This is a genomic window from Nocardioides hwasunensis (assembly GCF_014779665.1).
GTDB lineage: Bacteria > Actinomycetota > Actinomycetes > Propionibacteriales > Nocardioidaceae > Nocardioides > Nocardioides hwasunensis.
The window spans coordinates 193,268-216,889 of record NZ_JACXYY010000002.1; the positions used below are offsets into that span (position 1 = coordinate 193,268).

General features: G+C 72.9%; 22 protein-coding genes. 12 read left to right on the forward strand and 10 right to left on the reverse strand.

All coding sequences use genetic code 11. From position 1 onward, the window contains the following. Positions 1 to 53 precede the first annotated feature (53 nt). The 4 genes from IEZ25_RS04920 to IEZ25_RS04935 are packed head-to-tail and all read left to right on the forward strand — an operon-like array spanning position 54 to position 4,564. Entirely contained in the window at positions 54 to 527 is a 474-nt protein-coding gene (locus tag IEZ25_RS04920; RefSeq protein WP_191198301.1) for a (2Fe-2S)-binding protein, read from the forward strand. Further along, complete coding sequence (locus tag IEZ25_RS04925; RefSeq protein ID WP_191198302.1) at positions 524 to 3,019, forward strand: xanthine dehydrogenase family protein molybdopterin-binding subunit; 2,496 nt, start codon at positions 524 to 526, stop codon at positions 3,017 to 3,019. Before IEZ25_RS04920 ends, IEZ25_RS04925 begins: the two co-directional genes overlap by 4 nt. Beyond that, on the forward strand, positions 3,016 to 3,861 hold the full coding sequence (locus tag IEZ25_RS22115; RefSeq protein ID WP_191198303.1) for an FAD binding domain-containing protein: 846 nt from the start codon (positions 3,016 to 3,018) through the stop codon (positions 3,859 to 3,861). Before IEZ25_RS04925 ends, IEZ25_RS22115 begins: the two co-directional genes overlap by 4 nt. Positions 3,862 to 3,865: 4 nt before the next feature. After that, entirely contained in the window at positions 3,866 to 4,564 is a 699-nt protein-coding gene (locus IEZ25_RS04935) for an SRPBCC family protein (RefSeq protein WP_191198304.1), read from the forward strand. A gap of 4 nt (positions 4,565 to 4,568) precedes the next feature. On the opposite strand, the gene IEZ25_RS04940 is transcribed toward IEZ25_RS04935, so the two are convergent. Beyond that, positions 4,569 to 5,180, reverse strand: coding sequence for an alpha-ketoglutarate-dependent dioxygenase AlkB (locus IEZ25_RS04940; protein WP_318152051.1), 612 nt, complete (start codon positions 5,178 to 5,180; stop codon positions 4,569 to 4,571). Between the two features lie 117 nt (positions 5,181 to 5,297). Here IEZ25_RS04940 and IEZ25_RS04945 point away from each other — a divergent pair, with 117 nt between their 5' ends. Beyond that, positions 5,298 to 6,020, forward strand: coding sequence for a GntR family transcriptional regulator (locus IEZ25_RS04945; RefSeq protein WP_224748490.1), 723 nt, complete (start codon positions 5,298 to 5,300; stop codon positions 6,018 to 6,020). Here IEZ25_RS04945 and IEZ25_RS04950 read toward each other — a convergent pair whose 3' ends face one another. From IEZ25_RS04950 to IEZ25_RS04970, 5 genes are all read right to left on the reverse strand, one after another. Then, positions 6,021 to 6,611, reverse strand: coding sequence for an HD domain-containing protein (locus IEZ25_RS04950; RefSeq protein ID WP_191198306.1), 591 nt, complete (start codon positions 6,609 to 6,611; stop codon positions 6,021 to 6,023). Next, positions 6,608 to 7,492 (reverse strand): oxygenase MpaB family protein, encoded by an 885-nt coding sequence (locus IEZ25_RS04955; RefSeq protein ID WP_318152052.1) that lies wholly within the window; start codon positions 7,490 to 7,492, stop codon positions 6,608 to 6,610. The genes IEZ25_RS04950 and IEZ25_RS04955 overlap by 4 nt, the downstream gene beginning before the upstream one ends. Before the next feature lie 75 nt (positions 7,493 to 7,567). Then, on the reverse strand, positions 7,568 to 9,214 hold the full coding sequence (locus IEZ25_RS04960; protein WP_191198308.1) for a DNA repair helicase XPB: 1,647 nt from the start codon (positions 9,212 to 9,214) through the stop codon (positions 7,568 to 7,570). A 16-nt stretch (positions 9,215 to 9,230) separates the two neighbouring features. Beyond that, positions 9,231 to 9,755: a CGNR zinc finger domain-containing protein gene (locus IEZ25_RS22120; RefSeq protein WP_191198309.1), complete on the reverse strand. Its 525-nt coding sequence runs from the start codon at positions 9,753 to 9,755 to the stop codon at positions 9,231 to 9,233. A gap of 129 nt (positions 9,756 to 9,884) precedes the next feature. Next, on the reverse strand, positions 9,885 to 11,900 hold the full coding sequence (locus IEZ25_RS04970) for a helicase C-terminal domain-containing protein (RefSeq protein WP_318152053.1): 2,016 nt from the start codon (positions 11,898 to 11,900) through the stop codon (positions 9,885 to 9,887). A gap of 321 nt (positions 11,901 to 12,221) precedes the next feature. Between IEZ25_RS04970 and IEZ25_RS04975 the strand changes: the two genes are divergently transcribed. The 3 genes from IEZ25_RS04975 to IEZ25_RS22125 are packed head-to-tail and all read left to right on the forward strand — an operon-like array spanning position 12,222 to position 15,437. Then, positions 12,222 to 13,037: a PP2C family protein-serine/threonine phosphatase gene (locus IEZ25_RS04975; protein ID WP_191198311.1), complete on the forward strand. Its 816-nt coding sequence runs from the start codon at positions 12,222 to 12,224 to the stop codon at positions 13,035 to 13,037. Continuing rightward, a complete protein-coding gene (locus IEZ25_RS04980; RefSeq protein WP_191198312.1) occupies positions 13,034 to 14,236 on the forward strand; it encodes an FHA domain-containing protein in 1,203 nt (400 codons plus the stop codon). Before IEZ25_RS04975 ends, IEZ25_RS04980 begins: the two co-directional genes overlap by 4 nt. Positions 14,237 to 14,243: 7 nt before the next feature. Continuing rightward, complete coding sequence (locus IEZ25_RS22125; protein ID WP_191198313.1) at positions 14,244 to 15,437, forward strand: RDD family protein; 1,194 nt, start codon at positions 14,244 to 14,246, stop codon at positions 15,435 to 15,437. 39 nt (positions 15,438 to 15,476) lie between these two features. Here IEZ25_RS22125 and IEZ25_RS04990 read toward each other — a convergent pair whose 3' ends face one another. Continuing rightward, a complete protein-coding gene (locus tag IEZ25_RS04990) occupies positions 15,477 to 17,591 on the reverse strand; it encodes a S8 family serine peptidase (protein ID WP_191198314.1) in 2,115 nt (704 codons plus the stop codon). 246 nt (positions 17,592 to 17,837) lie between these two features. Between IEZ25_RS04990 and IEZ25_RS22130 the strand changes: the two genes are divergently transcribed. Further along, positions 17,838 to 18,233, forward strand: coding sequence for a cold-shock protein (locus tag IEZ25_RS22130; RefSeq protein WP_191198315.1), 396 nt, complete (start codon positions 17,838 to 17,840; stop codon positions 18,231 to 18,233). A gap of 12 nt (positions 18,234 to 18,245) precedes the next feature. Here the strand turns inward: IEZ25_RS22130 and IEZ25_RS05000 are convergent, their stop codons facing one another. Beyond that, on the reverse strand, positions 18,246 to 19,685 hold the full coding sequence (locus IEZ25_RS05000; RefSeq protein ID WP_318152054.1) for an MFS transporter: 1,440 nt from the start codon (positions 19,683 to 19,685) through the stop codon (positions 18,246 to 18,248). A gap of 97 nt (positions 19,686 to 19,782) precedes the next feature. Here IEZ25_RS05000 and IEZ25_RS05005 point away from each other — a divergent pair, with 97 nt between their 5' ends. After that, positions 19,783 to 20,568 carry a DUF3027 domain-containing protein gene (locus tag IEZ25_RS05005; RefSeq protein ID WP_191198316.1) on the forward strand — a complete coding sequence of 262 codons (786 nt, stop codon included), beginning with the start codon at positions 19,783 to 19,785 and terminating at the stop codon, positions 20,566 to 20,568. Between the two features lie 24 nt (positions 20,569 to 20,592). Here IEZ25_RS05005 and IEZ25_RS05010 read toward each other — a convergent pair whose 3' ends face one another. Both IEZ25_RS05010 and IEZ25_RS05015 read right to left on the reverse strand, forming a co-directional pair. Continuing rightward, positions 20,593 to 21,192: a class I SAM-dependent methyltransferase gene (locus IEZ25_RS05010; RefSeq protein ID WP_191198317.1), complete on the reverse strand. Its 600-nt coding sequence runs from the start codon at positions 21,190 to 21,192 to the stop codon at positions 20,593 to 20,595. After that, a complete protein-coding gene (locus IEZ25_RS05015) occupies positions 21,189 to 21,476 on the reverse strand; it encodes a DUF2530 domain-containing protein (RefSeq protein WP_318152055.1) in 288 nt (95 codons plus the stop codon). Before IEZ25_RS05015 ends, IEZ25_RS05010 begins: the two co-directional genes overlap by 4 nt. 70 nt (positions 21,477 to 21,546) lie before the next feature. Here IEZ25_RS05015 and IEZ25_RS05020 point away from each other — a divergent pair, with 70 nt between their 5' ends. Then, on the forward strand, positions 21,547 to 23,034 hold the full coding sequence (locus IEZ25_RS05020) for an NCS2 family permease (RefSeq protein WP_191198318.1): 1,488 nt from the start codon (positions 21,547 to 21,549) through the stop codon (positions 23,032 to 23,034). A 101-nt stretch (positions 23,035 to 23,135) separates the two neighbouring features. Continuing rightward, positions 23,136 to 23,582 carry a MarR family winged helix-turn-helix transcriptional regulator gene (locus IEZ25_RS05025; protein WP_224748492.1) on the forward strand — a complete coding sequence of 149 codons (447 nt, stop codon included), beginning with the start codon at positions 23,136 to 23,138 and terminating at the stop codon, positions 23,580 to 23,582. Positions 23,583 to 23,622 lie beyond the last annotated feature (40 nt).

The window sequence follows — 23,622 nt, forward strand, 5'->3', positions numbered from 1 at the left end:
GCACGCCTAGCGTCGGCATCGAGTGATCCACCTCACACGCCCGGAGGCGACGCATGACGAAGATCGAACTCACCGTGGACGGATCCGCGGTCTCCGACGAGGTCGAGCCGCGGATGCTGCTCGTGCAGTACCTCCGCGAGAAGCTCGGCAAGACCGGCACGGTGATCGGCTGCGACACCTCCAACTGCGGGGCGTGCACCGTCCACCTCGACGGCACGAGCGTCAAGTCGTGCAACGTGCTCGCCGTGCAGGCCAACGGCCGCACGGTGACCACGATCGAGGGTCTGGCCGACACCGCCGACGGCGAGCTCCACCCGGTGCAGGAGGCGTTCCGCGAGTGCCATGGCCTCCAGTGCGGGTTCTGCACCCCGGGGATGATCATGCAGGCCGTCGACCTGCTGGGGGAGAACCCCGACCCCACGGAGGAGGAGGTCCGGCTCGGCATGGAGGGCAACCTCTGCCGCTGCACCGGCTACCACAACATCGTCAAGAGCGTGCTCCACGCGGCCGAAGGAGCCAAGGCATGACTGCGACCCAGGACCGCCCCGCGGCCGAGATCGGCAAGGACCGGCGGCGCAAGGAGGACCAGCGGCTGATCACCGGTCGCACCCGGTGGACCGACAACATCACCCTGCCGGGCATGCTGCACCTGGCGATGGTGCGCAGTCCCTTCGCCCACGCCGCCATCGCCTCCGTCGACGTCGAGGCCGCCAAGGCGTCCCCCAACGTGGTCGCGGTGCTGTCCGGCAAGGACTTCGGCGACGAGCTCGGCGTCTGCATCAACGCCTGGCCGATCACCCCCGACCAGAAGACGCCGACCCACTCTCCGATGCCCGCCGACCGGGTCGCCTTCGCCGGCGAGGTCGTCGCCGTGGTGGTCGCCCGCAGCGCTGCCGAGGCGCGCGACGCGGCCGAGCTGGTCGACGTGGAGTACGACGAGCTGCCGGCCGCGATCGGCATCAAGAACGCGCTGAAGGACGAGGTGTTGGCGCACCCCGACCTCGGCACGAACAAGTCCGCCCTCTGGGTCTTCGACTCCGCCGAGGCCGGCACCGGGAGCGACGTGGAGGCGGCCATCGAGGAGGCCCGCACCAACGGCATCCTCATCGAGCGCGAGTACCGCCAGCAGCGGCTCATCCCCGCCTTCATGGAGCCGCGCAGCGTCGTGGTCGACCCCACCGGCGAGCAGATCACCATGTGGTCGGCCACGCAGATCCCGCACATCCTGAGATTCGCGCTCGCAGCGACGACCGGTGTGCCCGAGTCCAAGATCCGGGTGATCGCCCCCGATGTCGGTGGTGGCTTCGGAGGCAAGCTGCAGACCACTCCGGAGGAGTGGATCGCCTGGGCGGTGGCGCGCCGGCTCTCCCGGCCGGTGAAGTACACCGAGACCCGCAGCGAGAGCCTGATGGCCGCCCATCACGGTCGTGACCAGGTGCAGACGCTCACGCTCGCTGCCGACAAGGACGGCAAGGTCACCGGCTTCAAGGTGCACCTCGACGCCGACCTGGGTGCGTACATCGCCGTCGTCGGCGGTGGCGTGCCCGTCCTCGGTGCCTTCATGTTCAACGCGATCTACAAGTTCCCCGCCTACCGCTTCGAGTGCCAGACGGTGCTGACCAACACCACCTTCACCGATGCCTACCGGGGGGCCGGCCGGCCCGAGGCGACCTACGCCATCGAGCGGATCATGGACGAGCTGGCCGCCGAGGTCGGCGTGGACCCCCTCGAGATCCGCGAGCGCAACTGGATCACGCACGAGGAGTTCCCCTTCATGACCGTGGCCGGTCTGGAGTACGACACCGGCAACTACGAGGCCGCGACCAGGCTGGCGAAGGAGTCCTTCGGCTACGACGCGCTGCGCGCCGAGCAGAAGGAGCGCCGCGACCGCGGGGACCGGGTGCAGCTGGGGATCGGGGTCTCGACCTTCACCGAGATGTGCGGCCTGGCGCCCAGCCGGGTGCTCGGCAGCCTCGACTACGGCGCCGGCGGCTGGGAGCACGCCAGCGTGCGGATGCTGGCCACCGGGAAGGTCGAGATCGTCACCGGCGCGAGCGCCCACGGCCAGGGCCACGAGACGGCGTTCAGCCAGATCGTCGCGGACCGGCTCGGCGTGCCCTTCGAGGACGTCGAGGTGCTGCACGGCGACACCCAGATCGCCCACAAGGGTCTCGACACCTACGGCTCGCGCTCGCTCGTCGTCGGCGGGGAGGCGCTCGTGCGGGCGGTCGACAAGGTCATCGACAAGGCCAAGCACCTCGCGGCGCACCTGCTCGAGGCCAGCGAGGACGACCTCGAGTACAACGACGGCCGGTTCACCGTCGCCGGCACCGACCAGGGGATCGCGATCCAGGAGCTCTCGACGGCCGCCTTCGCGGCGCACAGCTACCCCGAGGACATGGAGCCGAGCCTGGACGCCGAGGCGACGTACGACCCGGTGAACTTCAACTACCCCCACGGCACCCACCTGTGTGCGATGGAGGTCGACACCGAGACCGGTGCGGTGAAGATGCGGAAGTACACCTGCTGCGACGACATCGGCGTGATCATCAACCCGCTCATCGTGGCCGGCCAGGTCCACGGCGGGCTGGTCCAGGGCATCGCGCAGGCGCTGTGGGAGGAGGCGGTGCACGACGAGGCCGGCACGCTGGTCAGCGGATCGTTCGTCGACTACCTGCTGCCCACGGCGGCCGACACCATCTCCTTCGACGTCGTCCACACCGACGACCCGAGCGTCTGCACCACCAACACGCTGGGCACCAAGGGAGTCGGCGAGGCCGGCACCATCGCGTCCACGCCGGCGGTCGTGAACGCGGTCGTCGACGCCGTACGCCACCTCGGGATCGACGACATCCAGATGCCCTGCACCCCGGAGCGGGTGTGGCGTGCGATCCAGGGCTCGAAGGCCGGGGGAGCGACGGAGACCCCGCCGGACGCCGCCCCCCACTTCGCCGACGGCGAAGCCAACAGTGCCGGCGCGGACGGCGCACTCAACCAGGACGAAGGAGCGGGCCAGTGATCCCGGTGAAGTTCGACTACCTCGCCCCGACGTCGGTCGAGGAGGCGGTGTCCGCGCTCGGTGAGCACGGTGACGAGGCCAAGATCATGGCCGGCGGGCAGAGTCTGCTCCCTGTCCTGCGGATGCGGCTCAACGCGCCCGAGGTGGTCATCGACCTCGGTGGGATCAGCTCGCTGCGGGGCATCCGCGACGACGGTGACGCCATCGTGATCGGTGCGATGACCACCCACCACGACGTCCGCGACCACGAGCTCGTCCACCAGCACGCCCTGCTGCTCTCGAAGGCGGCCGCCGAGGTGGCGGACGCGCAGATCCGGCACCGCGGCACGTTCGGCGGCGCGCTGGCCCACGCCGATCCCGCGGGCGACCTCGGTGCCCCGGCGTTGGCGCTGGGGGCTCAGTTCGTCATCGCCGGTGCCGCCGGCACGCGCACCGTGGAGGCCGCGGACTTCTTCGTCGACCTCTTCGAGACCGCGATCGGCGAGGACGAGATCCTGACCGAGGTGCGGGTCCCCAAGCACACCGGGTGGGGAGCGCACTACGAGAAGTTCGTGCGGGTCGCCCACCAGTGGCCCATCGTCGCGGTCGCCGCCACCGTGAGGGGATCCATCGACGAGGCTCGGGTGGGCCTGACCAACATGGGCTCCACCCCGCTGCGAGCCTCGGCGACCGAGGAGGCCCTGGCCGGCGCGAGCGCGACCGAGGACGGCGTACGCGCTGCGGCGGAGCTCGCCGCGGAGGGCACCAGTCCGCCCTCGGACCTCAACGGCGCGGCCGACTACCGCCAACACCTGGCAAGGGTGCTGACCGGCCGGGCCGTGCTGAAGGCCGCAGGAGCGTAGCCACGTGGAGCTGAGCCACCGCTTCACCGTCCCGATCGGCGTCGAGGAGACCTGGGAGCACTTCAACGACATCGCATCCGTCGCCGAGTGCTTCCCGGGCGCCCAGGTCACCGAGGCCGACGAGGAGTCGTTCGCCGGCTCGGTCAAGGTCAAGCTCGGGCCGATCGCCCTGCTCTACAACGGCACCGGCACCTTCGTCGAGAAGGACGCGGCGGCGCACCGCTTCGTGGTGGACGCGAAGGGCAAGGACAAGCGCGGCAACGGCACGGCCGGCGCGAAGGTCACGGTCACGATGACCGACGCGGCCGGCTCCACCGACGTCGCCGTCGAGACCGACCTGGCCATCACCGGCAAGCCCGCCCAGTTCGGGCGCGGGGTGATGCAGGACGTCTCCGACAAGCTCCTGGGCCAGTTCGTCACCTGCCTCGAGCAGCGACTCACGGCTCCCGCCCCCGAGCAGCCGGCCGACCCCGGGACCGCGGCGGAGGCGGTGACTGCGCCACCCCCCGAGCAGGCGCCAGCCCCGTCTCCGTCGCCTGGCGCTCGCCCGACGCCTCCGCTCCCTCCGTCACGCGAGGCGGAGGCGCTCGACCTCGGGAGTGCGGTGCTGCCGGTGCTGCTGAGGTCCTACTGGAAGCACGCCGTCGCGGCGATCGCCGGCCTGGCGGTCCTCCGACGGGTGCTGCGGCGCTCGAGCAGGTAGGGCCTCAGAACACGCCCTGCGGCCGGAACTGCACCGAGATGCGAGGACCGGCGTGGGCGACCTTGGGCACGGCGTGCTCCCACGTGCGCTGGCACGACCCGCCCATCACGACCAGGTCGCCGTGCCCCATCGTCAGGGCGATCGACGCGCCACCGCCACGCGGGCGCAGCAGCAGTCGCCGGGGATCGCCCACGCTGACGATGGCCACCATCGTGTCGGCGGTCCGCCCCCTGCCGATGGTGTCGCCGTGCCACGCGACGGAGTCGCGACCGTCGCGGTAGTAGCAACAGCCGGCCGTCACGAACGGCTCGCCGAGCTCGGGGAGGTAGTGCGTGGTGAGGTCGGCGCGCGCCCGCACGAGCGACGGGTGGGGCAGGGGATCGTCGGCGAGGTAGGTGTGCACCAGCCGCGGGACGTCGACCACGCTGTCGTACATCGCGCGGCGCTCGGAGCGCCACGGCACCTGCTCGACCAGCGCGGAGAACACGGCGTCGGGGTCGGTCAGCCAGCTGCGCTGCACCTCGATCCAGGCGCCGTGGGAGAGCCGACGACGCTCGGGCGCGAGCGGCGCCGAACCGGTGGTCAGCTCGGCGAAGAGTGACGTCTGGAAGTCCACGGAGCGATCATACGCCAGGATCGAACGCACGTTCGAACATAAAGAAATCGTCAAGGGCATCCAGAAGGCTTCCTCAATTCGATGACACCGGTCCAGCCCAGTCCTAGCCTGAGCGCTATGGATCCCATGGACCTCGTCGTCCCGCGTCAGCGGGCGTTGAAGCACGTCCAGGTCCGTGAGCACGTCCGCGGCCTCATCGAGGCGCAGCCCCCGGGCTCCGCGGCACCCTCGGAGCGCGAGCTGGTCGCCCGCTTCGGAGTGGCCCGGATGACGGTGCGACAGGCGCTCGACGCGCTCGTCGCCGAGGGGCTGCTGGAGCGCATCCCGGGACGTGGCACGTTCGTCGCGCAGCCGCCCAAGACCGCTGGTCGACTGACCTCCTTCACCGAGGAGATCCGTCGTCGGGGGATGCTGCCGGAGTCCCAGACCCTCCTCGCCCGCGTGGAGCAGGCCGGCCCGGGTGTCGCCCGCGCGCTCGACATCTCACCGGGCGACCCGGTCCTGCACTGGCGCCGCCTGCGTCGTGCCGACCAGGCCATCGTGTGCGTGGAGGACGCCTACCTCAACGAGGTGCTGCTCCCGGGCTTCCTCCAGCACGGCACCCCGACGAGCCTCTACGACGCGCTCGCCTCGCGCGGCCTGCGGCCGACGGAGGTCGAGGACTCGATCAGCGCCGACCGCGCCAGCGCGGAGGAGGCGGCGGTCCTGGAGGTCGCCGAGGGTGACCCGGTGCTGCGGCACTCACGTCGAGCGGTCTCCGACGGGCGCATCGTGGAGGTCTCGCGCACCTGCTACCGCCACGACCGCTTCACCGTCTACCTCCAGCTCGCCGACCGCTAGTCAGCCCGGCTCGCGCCCGAGCTCCTCGAGCTCGCGCGCGAGGTTGGCGCGCGCCGGCTCCTCCCAGAGCTCGCGCGCGGCCGGGGTGTGGAAGAGGTGCGGCGCGGCGGCCAGGTCCGCCAGCACGGCCGCGCGGCCGGCGCGGAAGTCGCTGTCCGACACGTGGGCGAAGTCGGCGCGCACGCCGGCGGCGTAGGTGTCGTAGCGCTCGCGCGGCGCAGCCAGGATGGCGAGGTCGGCGTCGCTGAGCGCACAGCCTGCGGGGTCGTCGTCGGCGGGGCGGTGGTGGACGGTCATCCGGACCAGCCGCGCCACCTCCTCGGCGTACGCCGTCGGCAGGGCGCGCTCGGCCCACTGCGCCGAGCGCTCCTCGTCGTCGGCGTCGCCGTCGTAGACCGCGTCGTGGAACCAGGCCGCCAGTGCGGCGGTCGTCCGGTCGAAGGCCGCTGCCTGCTCGGACAGCAGGTCCAGCCGGTCGAGCACCTCGGTCAGGTGGAGCTGGTCGTGGTAGCCGTCGCGGTCCCAGGCAGCGAGCAGCTCGGTGCGCAGGTCGTGGTGGTCCTCGAGGGGCCAGCGCTCGGCGAGGCTCACGCCCGTGCCTCCTCCATGGTGCGTGCCTGCTCGCGTCCGGAGGTCATCGCCCACCGGATCGCTCCCGTCGAGACCTTCCCGAGGGCGCGGCCCACGGTCTGGTCGAGCGCCTTGTCGAGGACCGGGGGATGGGGCAGCCCCAGCTCGCGGCGGGCCGACTCCGAGGTCAGCGAGACCGCCGCTCCGACGAGGGAGAGGTAGGCGGGCCGGGCAGCCAGAGGAAGGTCGGGGTGCCACACGAGGAAGCTGATCGCGTCACGTGCGGCCGGGGTGCCGCGCAGCTCCGGCGCATAGGCGGCCAGCGTCGCGCGCAGCCCGGACTCGGACGTGGGCGGGTCCACCACGCCCAGGACAGCGGCGACGTGCGCGGCCTGGGCGACGTACTCGTCGCGCTCGAGGCCGACCAGCGGCCGCTGGCCGAACCGGTCGTGGGCGACCAGGAAGCTGTCGATCTCGGCGGCGTGCACCCAGCCGAGCAGGTGCGGGTCGGAGGCTGCGTACGGGGTGCCGTCGGGCATCGTGCCGGTGACCGACTCGTGGGCGCGCTGCACGGCGCGGATCACCGCCCGTGCGTCGCTCTCCGCGCCGAAGGTCGTCATCGCGATGTAGGTGGAGACCTGCGCGAGCCGGCCCCACATGTCGCCGCGGTAGCCGGAGTGGTCGGCGACGCCCTGCATGGCTGCCGGGTGCAGGGACTGGAGCATGATCGCGCGGATCCCGCCGACGAACATCGAGGCGTCGCCGTGGACCCGGGTGATCGGCGACCCCGGCTCGAACCAGCGCGGCCCCGGCGTGCTGTGCACCCGCTCGCGCTGGCGTGGGCCGTCGGGGCCGGCGACCTTGCGGAAGATCTCGGCGCCGACGCGGTCTCTGAGGCTCACGGTCCCGAGGCTAGCCGGGCTCGCCTGACCCGCCCTCTGCATCCCATGGTGACCCAGCGGGAGTGCAAGGGCCGATCAGGCCGGGGACTGCAGGTCGCCGGCATCGACGATCCGGTAGGCGTAGCCCTGCTCGGCGAGGAAGCGCTGCCGGTTCTGGGCGAAGTCGGCGTCGACGGTGTCGCGCGACACGATGGTGTAGAAGTGCGCGCTGCGCCCCTCGGTCTTGGGACGGAGCAGCCGACCGAGGCGCTGGGCCTCCTCCTGGCGCGAGCCGAACGAGCCGCTGACCTGGATCGCGACCTCGGCCGAGGGCAGGTCGATGGAGAAGTTGGCGACCTTGCTGACCACCAGCAGCCCGATCTCGCCGGAGCGGAAGGCGTTGAACAGCCGCTGCCGCTCCTTGACCGGGGTCTCGCCCTTGATCACCGGGGCGTCCAGCATCGCGGCGATCTCGTCGAGCTGGTCGATGTACTGCCCGATCACGAGGGTCGGCTGCCCGGCGTGCCGACGCACGAGGTCGCGTACGACGTCGATCTTGGCGTGGGTGCACGAGGCGAGGCGGTAGCGGGTGTCGGGGTCGCTCGTGGCGTAGGCCAGCCGCTCGCCGTCGGGGAGGGTGACGCGCACCTCGACGCAGTCGGCGGGAGCGATGTAGCCCTGCGCCTCGATGTCCTTCCAGGGGGCGTCGTAGCGCTTGGGCCCGATCAGCGAGAAGACCTCGCCCTCGCGTCCGTCCTCGCGCACCAGGGTCGCGGTGAGGCCGAGTCGCCGACGAGCCTGGAGGTCGGCGGTCATCCGGAAGATCGGCGCGGGCAGCAGGTGCACCTCGTCGTAGACGATGAGGCCCCAGTCGCGGGCGTCGAGCAGGTCCAGGTGCGGGTAGACGCCCTTCCGCTTCGTCGTCAGCACCTGGTAGGTCGCGATGGTGACCGGCCGGATCTCCTTGACCGCGCCGGAGTACTCGCCGATCTCGTCGGCCGTCAGCGACGTCCGGGCGATCAGCTCGTCCTTCCACTGCCGCGCGCTCACGGTGTTGGTGACCAGGATCAGGGTGGTGGCCTGCGCGTGTGCCATCGAGGCCGCACCGACGATCGTCTTCCCGGCTCCGCAGGGCAGCACGACGACGCCCGACCCGCCGTCCCAGAACGACTCGGCGGCCTCGCGCTGGTAGGGCCGCAGGGTCCAGCCGTCCTCGGCGAGGTCGATCGCGTGCGCCTCGCCGTCGACGTAGCCGGCGAAGTCCTCGGCCGGCCAGCCGAGCTTGAGCAGCGCCTGCTTGAGGTTGCCGCGCTCGCTGGGGTGCACCGCGACGCTGTCGTCGTCGATGCGGGCACCGACCATCCCGGCGATCTTCTTCGCGCGCAGCACCTCCTCGAGGACCGGGCGATCCGTCGATGACAGCACGAGGCCGTGGACGGGGTGCTTCTCCAGGCGCAGCCGGCCGTAGCGACCCATGGTCTCGGCGACGTCGACGAGCAGCGCGTGCGGGACGGCGTACCTGCTCCAGGTCAGCAGGGCGTCGACGACCTGCTCGGCGTCGTGCCCGGCCGCGCGGGCGTTCCACAGCCCGAGCGGGGTGAGCCGGTAGGTGTGGATGTGCTCGGGGGAGCGCTCGAGCTCGGCGAACGGCGCGATGGCCTTGCGTGCCTCGGGTGCGGACGGGTGGTCGACCTCGAGCAGGAGCGTCTTGTCGGACTGGACGATGAGCGGGCCGTCATTCACCTCTCGATCCTACGGATCAGCTGGCCGCCGCCCTCTGGCGCGCACGGTAGGCGGCGACGTTGGCACGTGAGGAGCACCGGTCCGAGCAGTAGCGCCGCGACTGGTTGGGCGAGGTGTCGACGTAGACCTGGTCGCACCTGACCTCCGAGCACGTGCCGAGCCGGGTGGCGCCGAGGTCGCAGACCAGCGTGGCCAGACCCATGAGCGACTCGCCGATGAGCAGCTCGGCCACCGATGACGCCCGGTTGGTGACGTGCATGTGGAGGTTGTCGGGGTCGTGGTCGGAGATCATCGGCGTCACCGGGTGCCGGGCGAGCAGGTCGTTGAGCTGGCTGACGACCAGCGACGCGTCGTCGGCGTCGCTGGCCTCGAAGACCGGTCGCAGCTCGACCTGGAAGGTCCGCAGCGCCGGCAGGTCGTCGTCCACCACCGACCGGTGCAGCCAGGAGCGGTCCGCGAGGTGCTCGTGCAGGGCGGCCTCGTCGGGGAGGTCGGTGTTGACGAGCGCCGCGGATTGCTCGGCGTAGCGGATGAAGTCCACGATTCAAGTTTACGAAACGCCGCCTCACGCGCCACCAGAACACCCGCGTATCCGGGGTCTCGCCAACATCCGGCGGCGTGCAAGCCCCTCGATGTTTGGAGACACCCGGACAGGCGGGGGTTCGAGTGGCTAGGCGCGGCGGACCCCGGTGATCCGGTGCACCGCGAACTCCCGGACGTCGTCCGCGCGGTGGTCGTACGCCGACAGCCGACCGCCGTCGAGCCGCCGCGGGTCGACGACCCGCTCGCCGGTGGCGCCGTGGTTGTCGACGTAGCCGATGACCACGGTGGTGCCGCCCTCGATGGCCTCGCGGAGCGCGGCGAGCGCGGCGGACGGGTTCGTCGCCTCGGCCGTCGGGGGACGCGAGGACTCGGCCCGGTCGCCGGCGCGGATCGCCGTGGCCACCGCCTGCACCTGCGCGGTCTGGCGTGCCTCGACCGCGCCCGCGGGTCGACGTCCCCGCCGGCTGCGTGCCCGGAGGAGGTCGGGTCGGCTGACCCGGACGGTGCCGTCGGCGGCCTCGACGACGGGTGCCGACCCGAGCTCGCGGAGGCGGGGGAGCAGCACGTCGAGCGGGGTCGTCGCGATCGCCACCGTCGGCGCCAGCAGGCGCAGGCCGAGGGTGCGGGCGCGCGGGTCGTGGACCAGGGCGGCGAGGGCGGCCTCGTCGTCGGAGCGCAGGAACGCCTCGGCGTGGCCGACGCGCACCGACCCGAAGGTGCGGGCCACGTCGTCGACGAGGAACTCGAGCGGCTGCGGCACCGGGGTCTGCGACACGGTGTGCAGGAAGTCGCGCACCTCGACCGAGGACCAGCCGGCGTCGAAGCCGCGGCGCAGGGAGCCCGAGGTGAAGCGGTAGACGGTGGCGCCGCCGCGCGACTCGATGTCGGCGAGCAGGTGCAGGCGGCGAGCGACCTCGGTCTCGAGGGGGCCGGGCGCCACCGCGGTGAGGTCGGCCTGCAGGAGCACGTGGTCGACCGGTCGGGGCAGCTCCGGCGCGATGGTCTCGGCGGCACCCGTCAGGTCACCGGCCGCGACGAGGCGTCCGCTCGGCGGCAGCCCGCCGGCCCCGCTCACGCCGAGGGCGGCGGCCTCGGAGAGCGCGGCGGCGACGAGGTCGGAGAAGACCCGCGGGCACCTTGGTCGCAACCAGTCGACCCGCTGGACCAGCGACGCGACGCCGGTGCCCGCGGCCAGCACCTCCCCGTCCGGCAGGTCGGACAGGACCCGCAGGGCGAGCAGGCGGGCCTCCTCGGCGAGACCGCTCGACAGCTCCGGAGCGAGGGCGTTCCAGGCCTTGCCCGCGGCGTCGCGCGAGCCGACGAGGGACGGGACGCGGGCACTGGTGACCCATCCGCCGACCAGCCGGGCCCAGCGCTCGGAGATGGGTCGTCCCGACCAGACGTCGAACTCGTCGGTCGGCAGCCACGAGGGCGTCCCGTCGGCGACGGCGGCCTCGGCGACGAGACCGGCCGACAGCGCGACCTCGACGACGAGCGCCGCCCCGGCCTCGTCGACGTGCAGCTCGGCGGCCACGGCCTTGAGGTCCCGCACCGCCAGCCCGCCGCTGCGCAGCACCCCCGGCGGCCGCACGCTCCACTGGTCGAGCAGCAGCTCGACACGTCGTACGACGTCGAAGGCGGCGCCCGCGGCGCTGCGCGCGACCAGGCCTGCGTCCCGGCTCGCGGTCGCCAGCTCGGGCACGCGGTCCACCGGCTCGGTGGTCGTCCGGCCACCCCGCAGGGCCAGGCCGACCTCGCCGGGAAGGACGACGGTCGAGCCTTCGCGGGGCACGAGCAGGCGCCGGCTGAGCAGCTCCTCGGCCGGGGTGCGGGCCTCGGCGGGCGACACCGTGCGGCGCGCCGCGCCGGTCGTGCCCTCGCCCCCGTGCTCGTCGACGTGCCGCAGCATCGCGGTCGCCGCCGGGCTGAGCTCGGCCAGCCGGGCCGCGATGTCGGCGGCCGCAGCGGGCTCGGGGCTGGAGGGTCGCAGCCCGCTTGCCAGGCCCGGCATCCCACGCATCGCGTCGGCGACGCCGGTCAGCGGCCGCAGGCCGCCGGGGCTCTCCCAGACGAGCGCGAGGTCGAGCAGCCGCTGGAGGGCGCTCGCGGTGCGGGCCGCGTCGGCGTGCACGATCGAGATCACCTGCTCGGAAGTGGTTTGACCCGCGACCAGCAGGGCATCAAGTACGGAAAGCTCCAGGCGGTCGAGGCCGTCGAGAGCGCGATGAATCGACGAACGAGTGGCAGCCCGGGTGGCCAGCTGCGAGGAATCCTGAGGGGCGGGTGTGGCGAGATCCGGACGGGCCCCGAGGAGCGCCACGAGACGCTCGTCGGGCCAGCTGCGCAGCTGGTCGGCGAGGGTGCGTGCGGGTGTCGGCCGCCCTGAACTGGACATCTCTCCTACGCTACTCGCCGGGCAGGCGCCGCCGCCCATGATCTCGACACGGGGCGAAGAGGGCCGGGCATGACGAACGTTGACCTGCACCACGGGGCGGCGACGGACGTCGGTCTGGTGCGCAAGATCAACGAGGACTCCTTCCTGGTGGCGCCACCGGTCTTCGTCGTGGCCGACGGCATGGGAGGGCACTCCGGCGGCGACGTGGCCAGCCAGATGGTCGTCGAGGAGTTCCAGCGTCTCGCCGACGCCTACGACCCCACCCGCGGCGCCGAGCAGGTCGCGGACACCTTCGCCCGGGCGCAGGCCAGGATCGTCGAGTTCGGCAACGCCCACCGCGCGCTCCAGCCCGGCTGGCATGCCGGCACGACCGCTGTCGTCGCGGTGCTGGTCGACGACAACGGCGTCGCCAAGTGGCTGCTGGCCAACCTCGGCGACTCCCGGATCTACCGGATCATCGAGGGCCGCCTCGAGCAGATCAGCGTCGACCACTCGGTCGTGCAGGAGCTGATCGACGCCGGACGGATCACGGCCGAGGAGGCGGCGGTCCACCCGGAGCGTCATGTGATCACGCGGGCCCTCGGCAGTCCTGAGGGCATCCACCCGGACTTCTTCCTGCTGCCGCTCGGCTCGGTCGAGCGGCTCCTGCTGTGCAGCGACGGCATCTCGGGGATGATCGAGGACAAGGAGATCGGGGAGATCCTGGAGGGCGTGGCCGACCCGCGCGACGCCGCCGACCAGCTGGTCCGGGCCGCCGTGGCGGCCGGAGGACGCGACAACGCCACGGCGATCGTCGTGGATGTGGTGGGATTGGTGAAGGACGCGACCTATGACTCCCAGCGCCAGCTGGAGAGCCTCGAATCGAAGCTGGGGGGACGACTGTGAGCACTGAGGCCAGGTTCGCGACGGGCGACTGGTACGCCGTCGTGGGTGAGCACGTGACTGTCCTGCTGCCTGGCAGCCAGCGAGGCCGGGTGGCAGGTCTCTGGGACCTCGCCGACGCCGGCGCGGACGCCGATGCCGTCTTGGACGCGCTGCTCGCCGGAGGGCTCTCCTCGCTCGACCACTTCGCCCTGGTGGCCCACGGCGACGACGCCACGCGCGTCATCGTGCGGGGGGCGCCCAGCGCGGCCGTGTCCGCCACCGACGGCGACGACATCGTGAGCGCCGTCCCGGGCACCGCCTGGGCCGAGCGGCTCGTCACGGGCGTGACGAGCATCCGGGTCACCCTCACCGGGGACGGTGCCGCCGAGCACCTGCTGACGCCGGGCCTCTCGCGGGTGTCGGTGGTCGAGTTCGGGGCGCCGGCCGCGCCCTCCGGGTCGTCGGCCACCGAGGCCCCGGCCGCCACCTTCGCTCCCGTCGAGCAGCCGACCGAGGAGTCCGTCGAGCAGACCGAGGTCGAGCCGGCGCCGTCCCCCGAGCCGGAGCCGGCCCCGTCGGTCGAGCCCGAGCCCGAGCCGTTCGTCCCGGAGCCGGCTGTCGAGGTGGACCCGCTCGGGGTCGATCCGCAGCCCCACGTGCCGGCGTTCGTCCCCGAGCCCGAGCCGGTCCACGCCGCGCCGCTGAGCTTCGGCGAGCCCGCGGTCGACCCGACCCCGACAGGTGAGAACCCGCTGGTGGACGAGTCGTGGTCGGAGCACGACGGCCACACGCAGGCGGGGGCACCGACCCCGGACTTCGAGCGCCCGCCGATCCCCGGTCAGGAGATCGCTCCCGACGTGGTCGCGCACCCGGTGGCGTCGCTGATCTTCTCCACCGGCGACGTGGTCCTGGTGGACCGGACCGTGCTGGTCGGTCGTGCGCCCGAGGCGCGTCGCTTCGCCTCCCACGACCAGCCCCACGTGGTGTCGGTCCCGAGCCCTCAGCAGGAGATCTCCTCCACCCACCTCGAGATCCGGCCCGGCGCCGGTGCCGACCACGGCGCCGCCATCGCGACCGACCTCGGCTCGACCAACGGCACCGTGCTCGCACAGCCCGGACTCGACCCCGAGGAGCTCAAGCCCGGCATCGCCGTGAGCCTGATCCCCGGTGCCGTCCTCGACCTCGGCGACGGCGTCACCATCCAGGTCACCAATCCCTGAGCGAGCCGTGACCACCCCCCACTCCCAGCCCGTGACGTACCCGATCGCCCAGCTCGAGCGACGGTTCACCGCGTTCGCGGTCGACCGTCTCCTGGCCTGGGGCCTGCTCGCGATCGTCGGCCTGGTGACCGCGTTGTTCGTCTCGGTGGAGTTCTGGACCGTGGTCGGCGCGGTCGCCGGCGCGATGGTCCTGCTCTGGCTGGTCCTCGCGATCGTGCTCGGGGTCAGCGGCACCTCGCCCGGCAAGGCGCTGACCGGTCTGCGTGTGGTCCACCACGGCACCGGCACCCCGATCGGCGTCGGTCCGGCCCTGCTGCGCTCGCTGGTCCTCGGGATCGGTGGCCTGCCCACCTTCGGCATCGGCGTGGCCACCCTGGCCTGGACGGCGGTCGAGGACCGCGGCCGGCAGCGTCGTGGCTGGCACGACCACCTGGCCAACACCGTGGTCGTCGACGTACGACCCGTGGTGGACGTGGCCGCGGACGTCGAGGAGGGTCCGCGCCACATCGTCAACCTCACCGCCATGCGCCTCATCCCCGCGCCCTCCGTGGAGTCCGTGCGCACCCCCGAGCGTCCCGAGCACGCGGTGCGCCGCCCCTCCCCGTCCGGCGAGGTCGCCACGCCCGTGGCCCCGCCCCAGGTGACAGCCGCTCCGGTGCCGGCCGCCCCGGCGCCCGTCCCGCCCGAGCACTCCGTGACCCAGCAGCCCTCGCCCCAGCAGCCCTCGCCCCAGCAGCCCTCGCCCCAGCAGCCCTCGCCCCAGCAGCCCTCGCCCCAGCAGCCCTCGCCCCAGCAGTGGGCCCCGCCTGCGGCCCCGCACCTGTCGCCACCGCCACCGCCGCCGACCGCCAGGCCGCCGCGACCGCCGTCGACCTGGCGTGTGCGCTTCGACAACGGCGAGAGCTTCGTGATCGCCGGCCTCGCGCTCGTGGGGCGGCGTCCCGAGGCGCGTACGGGTGAGCAGGTGGCCCATCTCATCCCGCTCGCCTCGGCGGACATGTCGGTCTCCAAGACCCATGCCCAGTTCGGGCCCGCCCCCGACGGCACGATCGTGGTGATGGACCGCGGCTCGACCAACGGGACCGTCCTGGTGCGTCAGGGCGTCTCCCGCCAGCTCGCGCCCGGGAAGCCCGCGGCCCTGGTCCACGGCGACAAGGTGGTCTACGGAGACCGCGAGATGACCATCACCCGCGAGGCCTGACGCCCGTCCGTCCCGGCGCAGGGCGCAACGACGGGCGGTTCAGCGCGTCAGCGCGACCGGGAGACGGGTGAGACCACCGCGAGCACCGAGCCAGACGAGCTCGCCGTCGTCGAGACGCCCCGGGGTGCCCGGACCGGTGAAGGTGATCGTGAACCTGGCCGACTGCCCGGGCGCGAGGCGTACGGCGAGGGGCTGGACCCGCACGCGGTGGTCGGCGAAGCCCCGCGCGGTGACGGAGAAGTACTCCGCTCGGCTGCCGATGTTGGTCAGGGTGCGCACGGCCGTGCGCTGCCGGGAGGACAGCAGGAGCGAGCTGGTGTTGAGGTCGGCGAGGCGGTGCGTGCGCAGGGCGCGGCGCCACGCGCCGGGCGCCACGTCGAGGGCGAGGTGCGCGGTGGGGGCCTGGCCCGGCAGCGCTCCAGCACCCTGCTCGAGCGTGGAGGCGCCGCGCACGGGGCGAGCGGCGGTGACGACGAGCGAGCGGACGACGGCGGCCGACCAGTCGGGGTGCTCGCCGCGGACCAGGGCCGCCAGCCCACTGGCGTGCGCGGTCGCGGCCGAGCTCCCGCTGAAGACCCCCCAGCTGCGGCCGCTGGAGTCGGGCAGGGCGCCGAGGACGGCGTCACCGTCGGCCACCGCGTCGGGCTTCAGGGCGGCACCGCGCGGGTCGCCGGCAGCGCTCCACGGTGCCGTACGCCGGGTGCCCGGGTCGCCGGTCACCCGGGAGATCCGCACCCGGGCGTCGGGGTGTCGGGACACCCAGCGGCTCAGCTGCCGGCCCGCCCTGGCGGCGAGGTGCACGGTCGGCACGGCGTGGAAGTCGGCGCTCACCGCGCCGGGGCGGTGGTTGACCAGCACCATCGCGCGCCCGCCCGCCTGGGCCACGGCTTCGGACTTGTCGATGCGCCCGATGCCGCCACGTCGGCACACCACGACGCGGTCGGCGACCAGGCGCGGGTCGAGGGAGCCGCGGCGGCACTGCGCGGCGTGCCTGCGGGGGGCGCCGGGCGCAGCCGCGTCGCGCGCGAGGACCGCCCTGCCCCGCACGGCCACCGGGCGACCGCCGCCGGTCCAGGACCGGCCGCCGGGCAGCGTGACCGTGCCGCGTGACATCCGGCCGACGGCCGCTCCGACCGTCGTGACCCAGGGTCCGGCGTGGGCGGCGTACGCCTCCCCGGCTGCGTTGCCGGCGGCGCCGACCACGACGATGTCGGCCTCGGCGGCGCCGAGCAGGGCACGTTGCAGGGTGTCGATGCGCTGGCCTCCGGCCAGGGCGAGGCTCAAGACGTCGACCCGGTCGGACACCGCGGCGTCGACGGCGCTCACCACGTCGGCGGTGGAGCAGCCGTCGTCCGCCGGATCGGGCGCGCCCCAGCAGGCCTTGTAGGCGGCGATCCGAGCCTGGGGAGCGACGCCACCGAACTGCCCGGCGTCGCGGCCGTCGACCCGGACGGTGACGCCTGCGTTGCCGGCGGCGACGGAGGAGACCTGGGTCCCGTGCCCGAGGTCGTCGAGTGCGGAGAGGGACTCCGACGAGCGGATCCGCTCGGCGCCGAACCCGTTGACGAACCAGCGCGCGCCGACGACCTTGCGCGTGCACTGGTCGACCGACCAGTTCTGGCCCTCGGTGCACTCGCCGGCGAAGTCGCGGGGGGGCGACCCCAGGCCGGGTACCGCGGCGAAGGCGGGGGAGTCGGGGGCGAGGCCCGAGTCGACCACGCCGACCACCACGCCGGCGCCGCCCCGGAGGCGCGGGCTGGCGGCGGCTCCACGCACCGTCGCGAACGACGTGCGGCCGGCGAGCGGACGGACCTCGTCGGCCTCGATGACGGCGATGCCGCGCTGGTCGTCGAGCGCGGTGAGCTGCGCCTCGGTGAGCGGGGCTGCGAACCCGTTGAGTGCCGTGGTCCAGCGGTAGACGGGCTCGCCGGCACCGATCGCCGCGAGGACGGCGTCCTGCTTCGCGAGCAGCTCGGAGGAGTCCTGGCGACCGGCCGCGGTGCCCGCGCCCTGGAGCGTCACGAGGGTGAGCCGCTCGCTCGCACCCGCTTCGCCGGGGGTGTCGTCGGCCGTCGCGAGGCCGATGGCGGGGACCGTGGCCGCGAGCGCGAGCAGTCCGCACCCGAGGATCCGTCCCACTGCCCGTGCGCCCACGGTGCCCACCCACTTCGTTCGTCGCTGCTGATCCTGGTCCGGCGCTCCGGTCGACCGGACGGGACCCCACGAGACGAGCATCGTCCCAGCAGTCACGGCTCCGGAACAATCCCCGGACCGTCTGCGGTCCGCAGAACCTGTTGGTGGCGACGGGCGCCGGCGCCCTATCCTTTGCCCGCACCCGCGAATCCGCGTGGTGCCACAGGTCAGATGTGACCGGCAGACCCGATGTGAGTGGAGTGGACCGTGCCCAGTGGCAAGGTGAAGTGGTTCGACGCGGAGAAGGGCTTCGGCTTCCTGTCCCAGGAGAGCGGGCCGGACGTCTACGTCCACACCGATGCGCTGCCCGAGGGCACCACCACCCTCAAGGCCGGCACCAAGGTGGAGTTCGGGATCGCGCAGGGCCGACGCGGTGACCAGGCGCTGCAGGTGCGGGTCCTCGACGCGCCCGCCTCGGTCACCCGCAACCAGCGCAACGCCCAGCGCAAGCAGCCCGAGGCGATGGTGACGATCGTGGAGGACCTCATCAAGATGCTCGAGGGGGTCGAGGAGAGCTACCGCCGCGGGCGCCACCCGGAGCGCGCTGCCGCGAGGGGCACCGCGAAGGTGCTGCGTGCGCTCGCCGACGAGCTCGAGGTCTGAGGAGCCCGCGGCTCAGTCGCGGACCGGCTCGACGGCCGCCCGCTGCGGACGGCTGATCAGCACGAACGCGGCCCACGCGCCCAGCACGCCGGCAGCGATGCCGAGCCCGAGCTGTGGCATGAGCGGCATGGCGATGCCGATGAAGCCGCCGATGACCCACGCCAGCTGGAGCGTGGTGTCGGAGCGGGCGAAGGCGCTCGCCTGGATCCGGCTCGGGATGTCGCGCTGGATGGTCGAGTCGAGCGAGAGCTTGGCCAGGGACTGGGCGAGGCCGGCCGTCAGGCCGAGCAGCACCAGCGGGATCAGTCCGTAGAAGAGGGCGGCCACGGTCGCGATGGCGACGTCGGCCAGCAGCGCGAGCACCACGGTCACGGCCGGGTTGATCCTGCGCAGCACGGACCCGATGGTGATGCCGAGGGTGTTGCCGAGGCCGGCGGCGCCGATCACCAGCCCGAGCAGGATCTCGGGTCGCCAGTCGCCGATGGGGTTCTCGCGCAGCAGGAACGCCATGAACATCGTGAGGAACCCCGAGAGCCAGCGGGGACCGCAGTTGGCCCGGAGGGCGAAGGCGACGGCGGCCGGGATCCGGGTCTTCGTACGGCGTCCGGTCGGCGCCTCGTCGGACTCGCCGGCGAGCACCAGGTCGCCCTCGCCGTGGCTGGAGTCGACCTTCTCGGGCAGCCGGATCGCCCAGATCGTGGCGAGCACGAAGACCACGAAGGCGTAGCGCAGCGACCACTCGGGGCCGAAGGTCGAGGCGAGGACCGCCAGCGGCGCCGAGACACCCGCTCCGACGACGCCGGCCAGGGACACCCGGGCGTTGGCCTTGACCAGTGTGAGGTCGGGCGGTCGCAGGCGCGGGACGGCCGCCGCGCGGGTGACGCCGTAGGCCTTCGAGGCGACCAGGACGCCCAGCGCCGCCGGGAAGAGCCAGGCCGACTCGGTCACCACCGCGGTGGCGAGCACCCAGCAGAGGAACCCCCTGATGGCCATCGTCGAGCCGACGGCCCACCGACGGCCATGGCTGAAGCGGTCGAGGAACGGTCCGATCAGCGGGGCCACGATGGCGAACGGGAGCATCGTCAGACCGAGGAAGAGGGCGACCTGGCCGCGGGCCTCACCCGTCGGCACCTGGAAGAACAGGGTCCCGGCCAGCGAGATCGCCACGGCCGCGTCGCCGGCGGCGTTGAAGGCGTGCAGCTCGATCAGGCGGGAGAGGCCCGAGTCGCCGGCGCCCTCCGCGCGTGCGGCACGACGGGCCTGACGGACGGCGAACTGACCGGCGGTGCCGGCGCCGCGACCGGCGGTGCGCGCCCCACGGCCGGCGGCCCGGGCGCCCCGGGCGGCGCCGGCGAGCGAGCGACGCACGGCCGAGCCGTGCGGCGGCGTGGTCGACTCCGACGAGTGCGCCGACGAGTGCCCCGAGGTCGAGTCGGGGTGGTCGTCGGTCACGGCACCATCTTCTCCTACGCGCCCGACAACGCGGGCCGGGACGCCCGGGTTCGACGTCGAGGAGACACCGCAGCCGGACGTTTGCGAGAATGCAGAGGTGTTCTCACTCCCCACACGTGCCGGCAAGCCGGACTCGACCCTCGCCAAGGCCGTCGACCTGGCGCGCGACGTCGTCCTCGAGGTCGCCGAGCCGGCAGAGGTGGGTGACCACCTGGGTGCGCACGCCGACGGCGAGCGCGTCGTCACGCACCACTTCGCGTGCGTCCGACCTGGCTACCCGGGGTGGTACTGGTCGGTCACGCTGACCCGCGCCAAGCGCGGCAAGGACCTCACCGTCAACGAGGTCGTCCTCCTGCCCGGCGACGAGGCCATCGTGGCCCCCGCCTGGGTTCCCTACAAGGAGCGCATCCAGCCCGGCGACCTCTCGCCCGGCGACCTGCTCCCCGTCGAGGACGAGGACGCACGACTGGTGCCGACCTACCTCGTCGGCGACGACCCGCTCGACACCCCGCTCGACGGCGACGCCCGGGCGCAGGTGCGTCGGGTGGCCGAGGACCTGGGGCTGGGTCGCGTCCGCACGCTGAGCCGGGAGGGCCTCGACATGGCCGCGGAGCGCTGGCACGCCGGCGACGGCGGCCCCGACGCACCCCTCGCGAAGAGCGCCCCCGAGCACTGCTGGTCGTGCGGCTTCCTGGTCCGGCTCAACGGCTCGCTGTCCGACGGCTTCGGGGTGTGCGCCAACGGCAACGCCAACGACGACGGCCGGGTCGTCACCCTCGACCACGGCTGCGGTGCGCACTCGGAGGTCAAGCTCGCCCGCAAGCAGCAGCCCCTCCCCATGCCCGAGCACGTCTTCGACACGCTCAACGACGACGAGGTCTGAGCCGCTCGGTCCCGACCGTCGGGATCAGCCCCGGGCGAGCACCCAGACGGCGTACTCGTCGTTCGGCTCGTGCAGCTCGTAGCTGCCGAACCGGTGCACGACCCGCAGCCCGGCCGACGCGACGTCCGCGATGAAGTCGTCGGCCGGATAGGTGCGGCTGCCGGCCTTGACCGCCGTGAGGTGGAAGCCGACCACGGCCCTCCCGTCGGGAGCCAGGAGGTCGCGCGTCTGCTCGAGGACCGCGACCTCGGTGCCCTCGCCCAGGTAGATCATCACGTTGCCCACGAGGGCCACGACGTCGAACGACCCGAGGTCGTCGGGGTCGAGGCCGAGCGCCTGGTGGGGGAGCACCGCCAGGTCCGGGTACGTCGCCTCCGACTGCGCGCGGAGGGCGGGGTCGGGCTCGGTCGCGACGACATCGTGTCCGCGCGCGTGGAGGGCGGCTGCGACGCGGCCCATGCCCGAGCCAACATCGAGGACACGGGCGCCACGGGGGGCCAGGGCGTCGACGAAGCGCGCCTCCCCGTCCACGTCGATGCCGCGGGCGACCCGGTCGGCGAAGTGCTCCCCGTAGCCGCGGTTGTCCGGTCCGGCCAGCTCCCAACGGGTCGGGGGCAGCGTCATCGCTCGACCTGCTGCGCGGCCCGCTCCCTGCGGCGACGCCGGCAGTACTCCAGCCCGCAGAGCCCGAGCCCGAAGCCGGCCAGGCACGTCCACAGCCACCAGGTGCGGCCGTTGTCCTGCAGGGTGCTCCAGAAGGGGAGCAGGCCGAGGAACCCCAGCAGCCAGAGCGCGGTGCCGACCTCGGTGGTGCGCACGCCGTCGACGTCGAGGGGCTCGACCTGCGCGACGATGTAGGTGCGGTTGCCGATCTCGTGCTGCGTCGGCTGCTCGTCGCCCAGGTCCACACGGTCACGCTACAACCCGCGGAACGAGACGAAACACAGCCGTAGCACGGGTCTGCCACACTGCCGTTCCGTGACCAGTGACTCGACGACCACCGCACCGCGCCCGAAGGCCACCGGCCTCGACGGCTACTTCCGCATCAGCGAGCGGGGCTCGGACGTCGGTCGCGAGGTCCGCGGCGGCCTCGTCACGTTCTTGACGATGGCCTACATCATCGTCCTGAACCCGCTGATCCTCGGCTACGTGCCGGACTCGACGGGCGCCTTCCTCGGCGGCGGCGCCGAGGCCGGGAGCGGCATCCCGGCGATCGCTGCCGGCACGGCGCTGGTCGCCGGCGCGCTGACCATCGTGATGGGCGGATACGCCAACTTCCCTCTGGCACTGGCGACCGGTCTGGGCCTCAACGCCTTCGTGGCCAACACCATCGCGCGCCAGTCCACCTGGGACGCCGCCATGGGCCTGGTGGTCCTCGAGGGGATCATCATCCTCGTCCTGGTGCTCACCGGCTTCCGCAAGGCCGTCTTCCACGCGGTGCCGCAGCAGCTCAAGGTCGCCATCTCGGTCGGGATCGGGCTGTTCATCGCCCTGATCGGCTTCGTCGACGCCCGGGTGGTGACCCGGATCCCGGACGCCTTCCAGACGACGGTCCCGGTCCAGCTCGGTGCCGACGGCCACCTCGGCGGCTGGCCGGTGCTGGTCTTCTGCCTCGGCCTGGCCCTCATGGTCGCGCTCTGGGTCCGCAAGGTCCGCGGCGCCATCCTGATCGCGATCGTCGCGACCACGGTCGTCGCCGTCGTCGTCGAGGCGATCGCCGGCGTCGGCGCCTCCTCCGCGGACAACCCCAAGGGCTGGTCCCTCAGCGTGCCGACGTTGAGCGGCGACATCGTCGCCCTGCCGAAGCTCGACACCTTCGGCAGCGTCGACCTGTTCGGCGCCTTCGGCAGCGCCGGGACCGGTGTCCTGGCGGCCATGCTGCTGATCTTCTCGCTGCTGCTGGCCGACTTCTTCGACACGATGGGCACGATGACGGCCATCGGGGCCGAGGCCGGGCTCAACGACGAGGAGGGTGTCCCTCCGAACGCGCAGCGGATCCTGGTCGTCGACTCCGTCGCCGCCATCGCCGGCGGTGCGGCCGGCGTGTCGTCCAACACCTCCTACATCGAGAGCGCCTCCGGTGTCGGGGAGGGCGCCCGCACGGGCCTGGCCTCGATCGTGACCGGCGCCCTGTTCCTGCTGGCGACGTTCTTCACCCCGCTCGTCAAGGCGATCCCGTCCGAGGCCGCCGTCCCCGCGCTCGTCCTGGTCGGCTTCTTGATGATGCAGCAGGTCACCGAGATCGACTGGCGCGACCTCGAGGTCGCGATCCCGGCGTTCCTCACGGTCGTGCTGATGCCGTTCACCTACTCGATCTCGGTCGGCATCGGCGCCGGCTTCGTGTCGTACGTCTTCCTCAAGGTGGTCCTCGGCAAGGTCCGCGACGTGCACCCGCTGATGTGGGTCGTCGCCGCGCTGTTCGTCGTCTACTTCGCCTACACGCCGATCAGCGGCTGGCTCTCCTGACGACGACCGCCTGACGGCCTCGGGGATCCTCGGCCAGCCGGGGATCGCCGGAGATCGCCGGGCCGGAATAGTTAGCACAGGTAATGAGTTATGCTCACGACATGACGCCGACCGCCGATCTCCGCTCCGACGCCGGGCTCACCTCCGAGCTCCGCAGCGGCGTGATGCGCCTGCGTCGCCGCCTGATGGGCGAGCGCCACCCCGACAACGACCTCAGCCTCGGGCAGATGGTCGTGCTGGGGCTGCTGGTGCGTCTGGGCGACCAGACCGTCGGCGACCTCGCCCGTGCCGAGCGGGTGCAGCCGCCATCGATGACGCGCACCGTCAACTGCCTCGAGGCGGGCGGCTACGTCGAGCGCCGTCCCCACGAGACCGACGGCCGCCAGGTGGTCGTCTCGCTGACCGACGCCGGTCGCGCGGCGGTCCTCGCCGACCGCCAGCGTCGCGACGCCTGGCTCTCCCAGCAGCTGGCCGCGCTCACGCCGGCCGAGCGCGCCACGCTCCGCGAGGCCGCGCCCATCCTGACCCGGCTGGCCCTGACCGACTGACCCGACCTGACCGACTGAACGACCGAGGAGTCACCACGAG

What these genes read in the sequence shown, in the direction of transcription:
- IEZ25_RS04920 (WP_191198301.1), top strand. Translation starts at nt 54, where the DNA reads ATGACGAAGATCGAACTCACCGTGGACGGATCCGCGGTCTCCGACGAG.
- IEZ25_RS04925 (WP_191198302.1), top strand. Translation starts at nt 524, where the DNA reads ATGACTGCGACCCAGGACCGCCCCGCGGCCGAGATCGGCAAGGACCGG.
- IEZ25_RS04945 (WP_224748490.1), top strand. Translation starts at nt 5,298, where the DNA reads ATGGATCCCATGGACCTCGTCGTCCCGCGTCAGCGGGCGTTGAAGCAC.
- IEZ25_RS04975 (WP_191198311.1), top strand. Translation starts at nt 12,222, where the DNA reads ATGACGAACGTTGACCTGCACCACGGGGCGGCGACGGACGTCGGTCTG.
- IEZ25_RS05010 (WP_191198317.1), bottom strand. Translation starts at nt 21,192, where the DNA reads ATGACGCTGCCCCCGACCCGTTGGGAGCTGGCCGGACCGGACAACCGC.
- IEZ25_RS05025 (WP_224748492.1), top strand. Translation starts at nt 23,136, where the DNA reads ATGACGCCGACCGCCGATCTCCGCTCCGACGCCGGGCTCACCTCCGAG.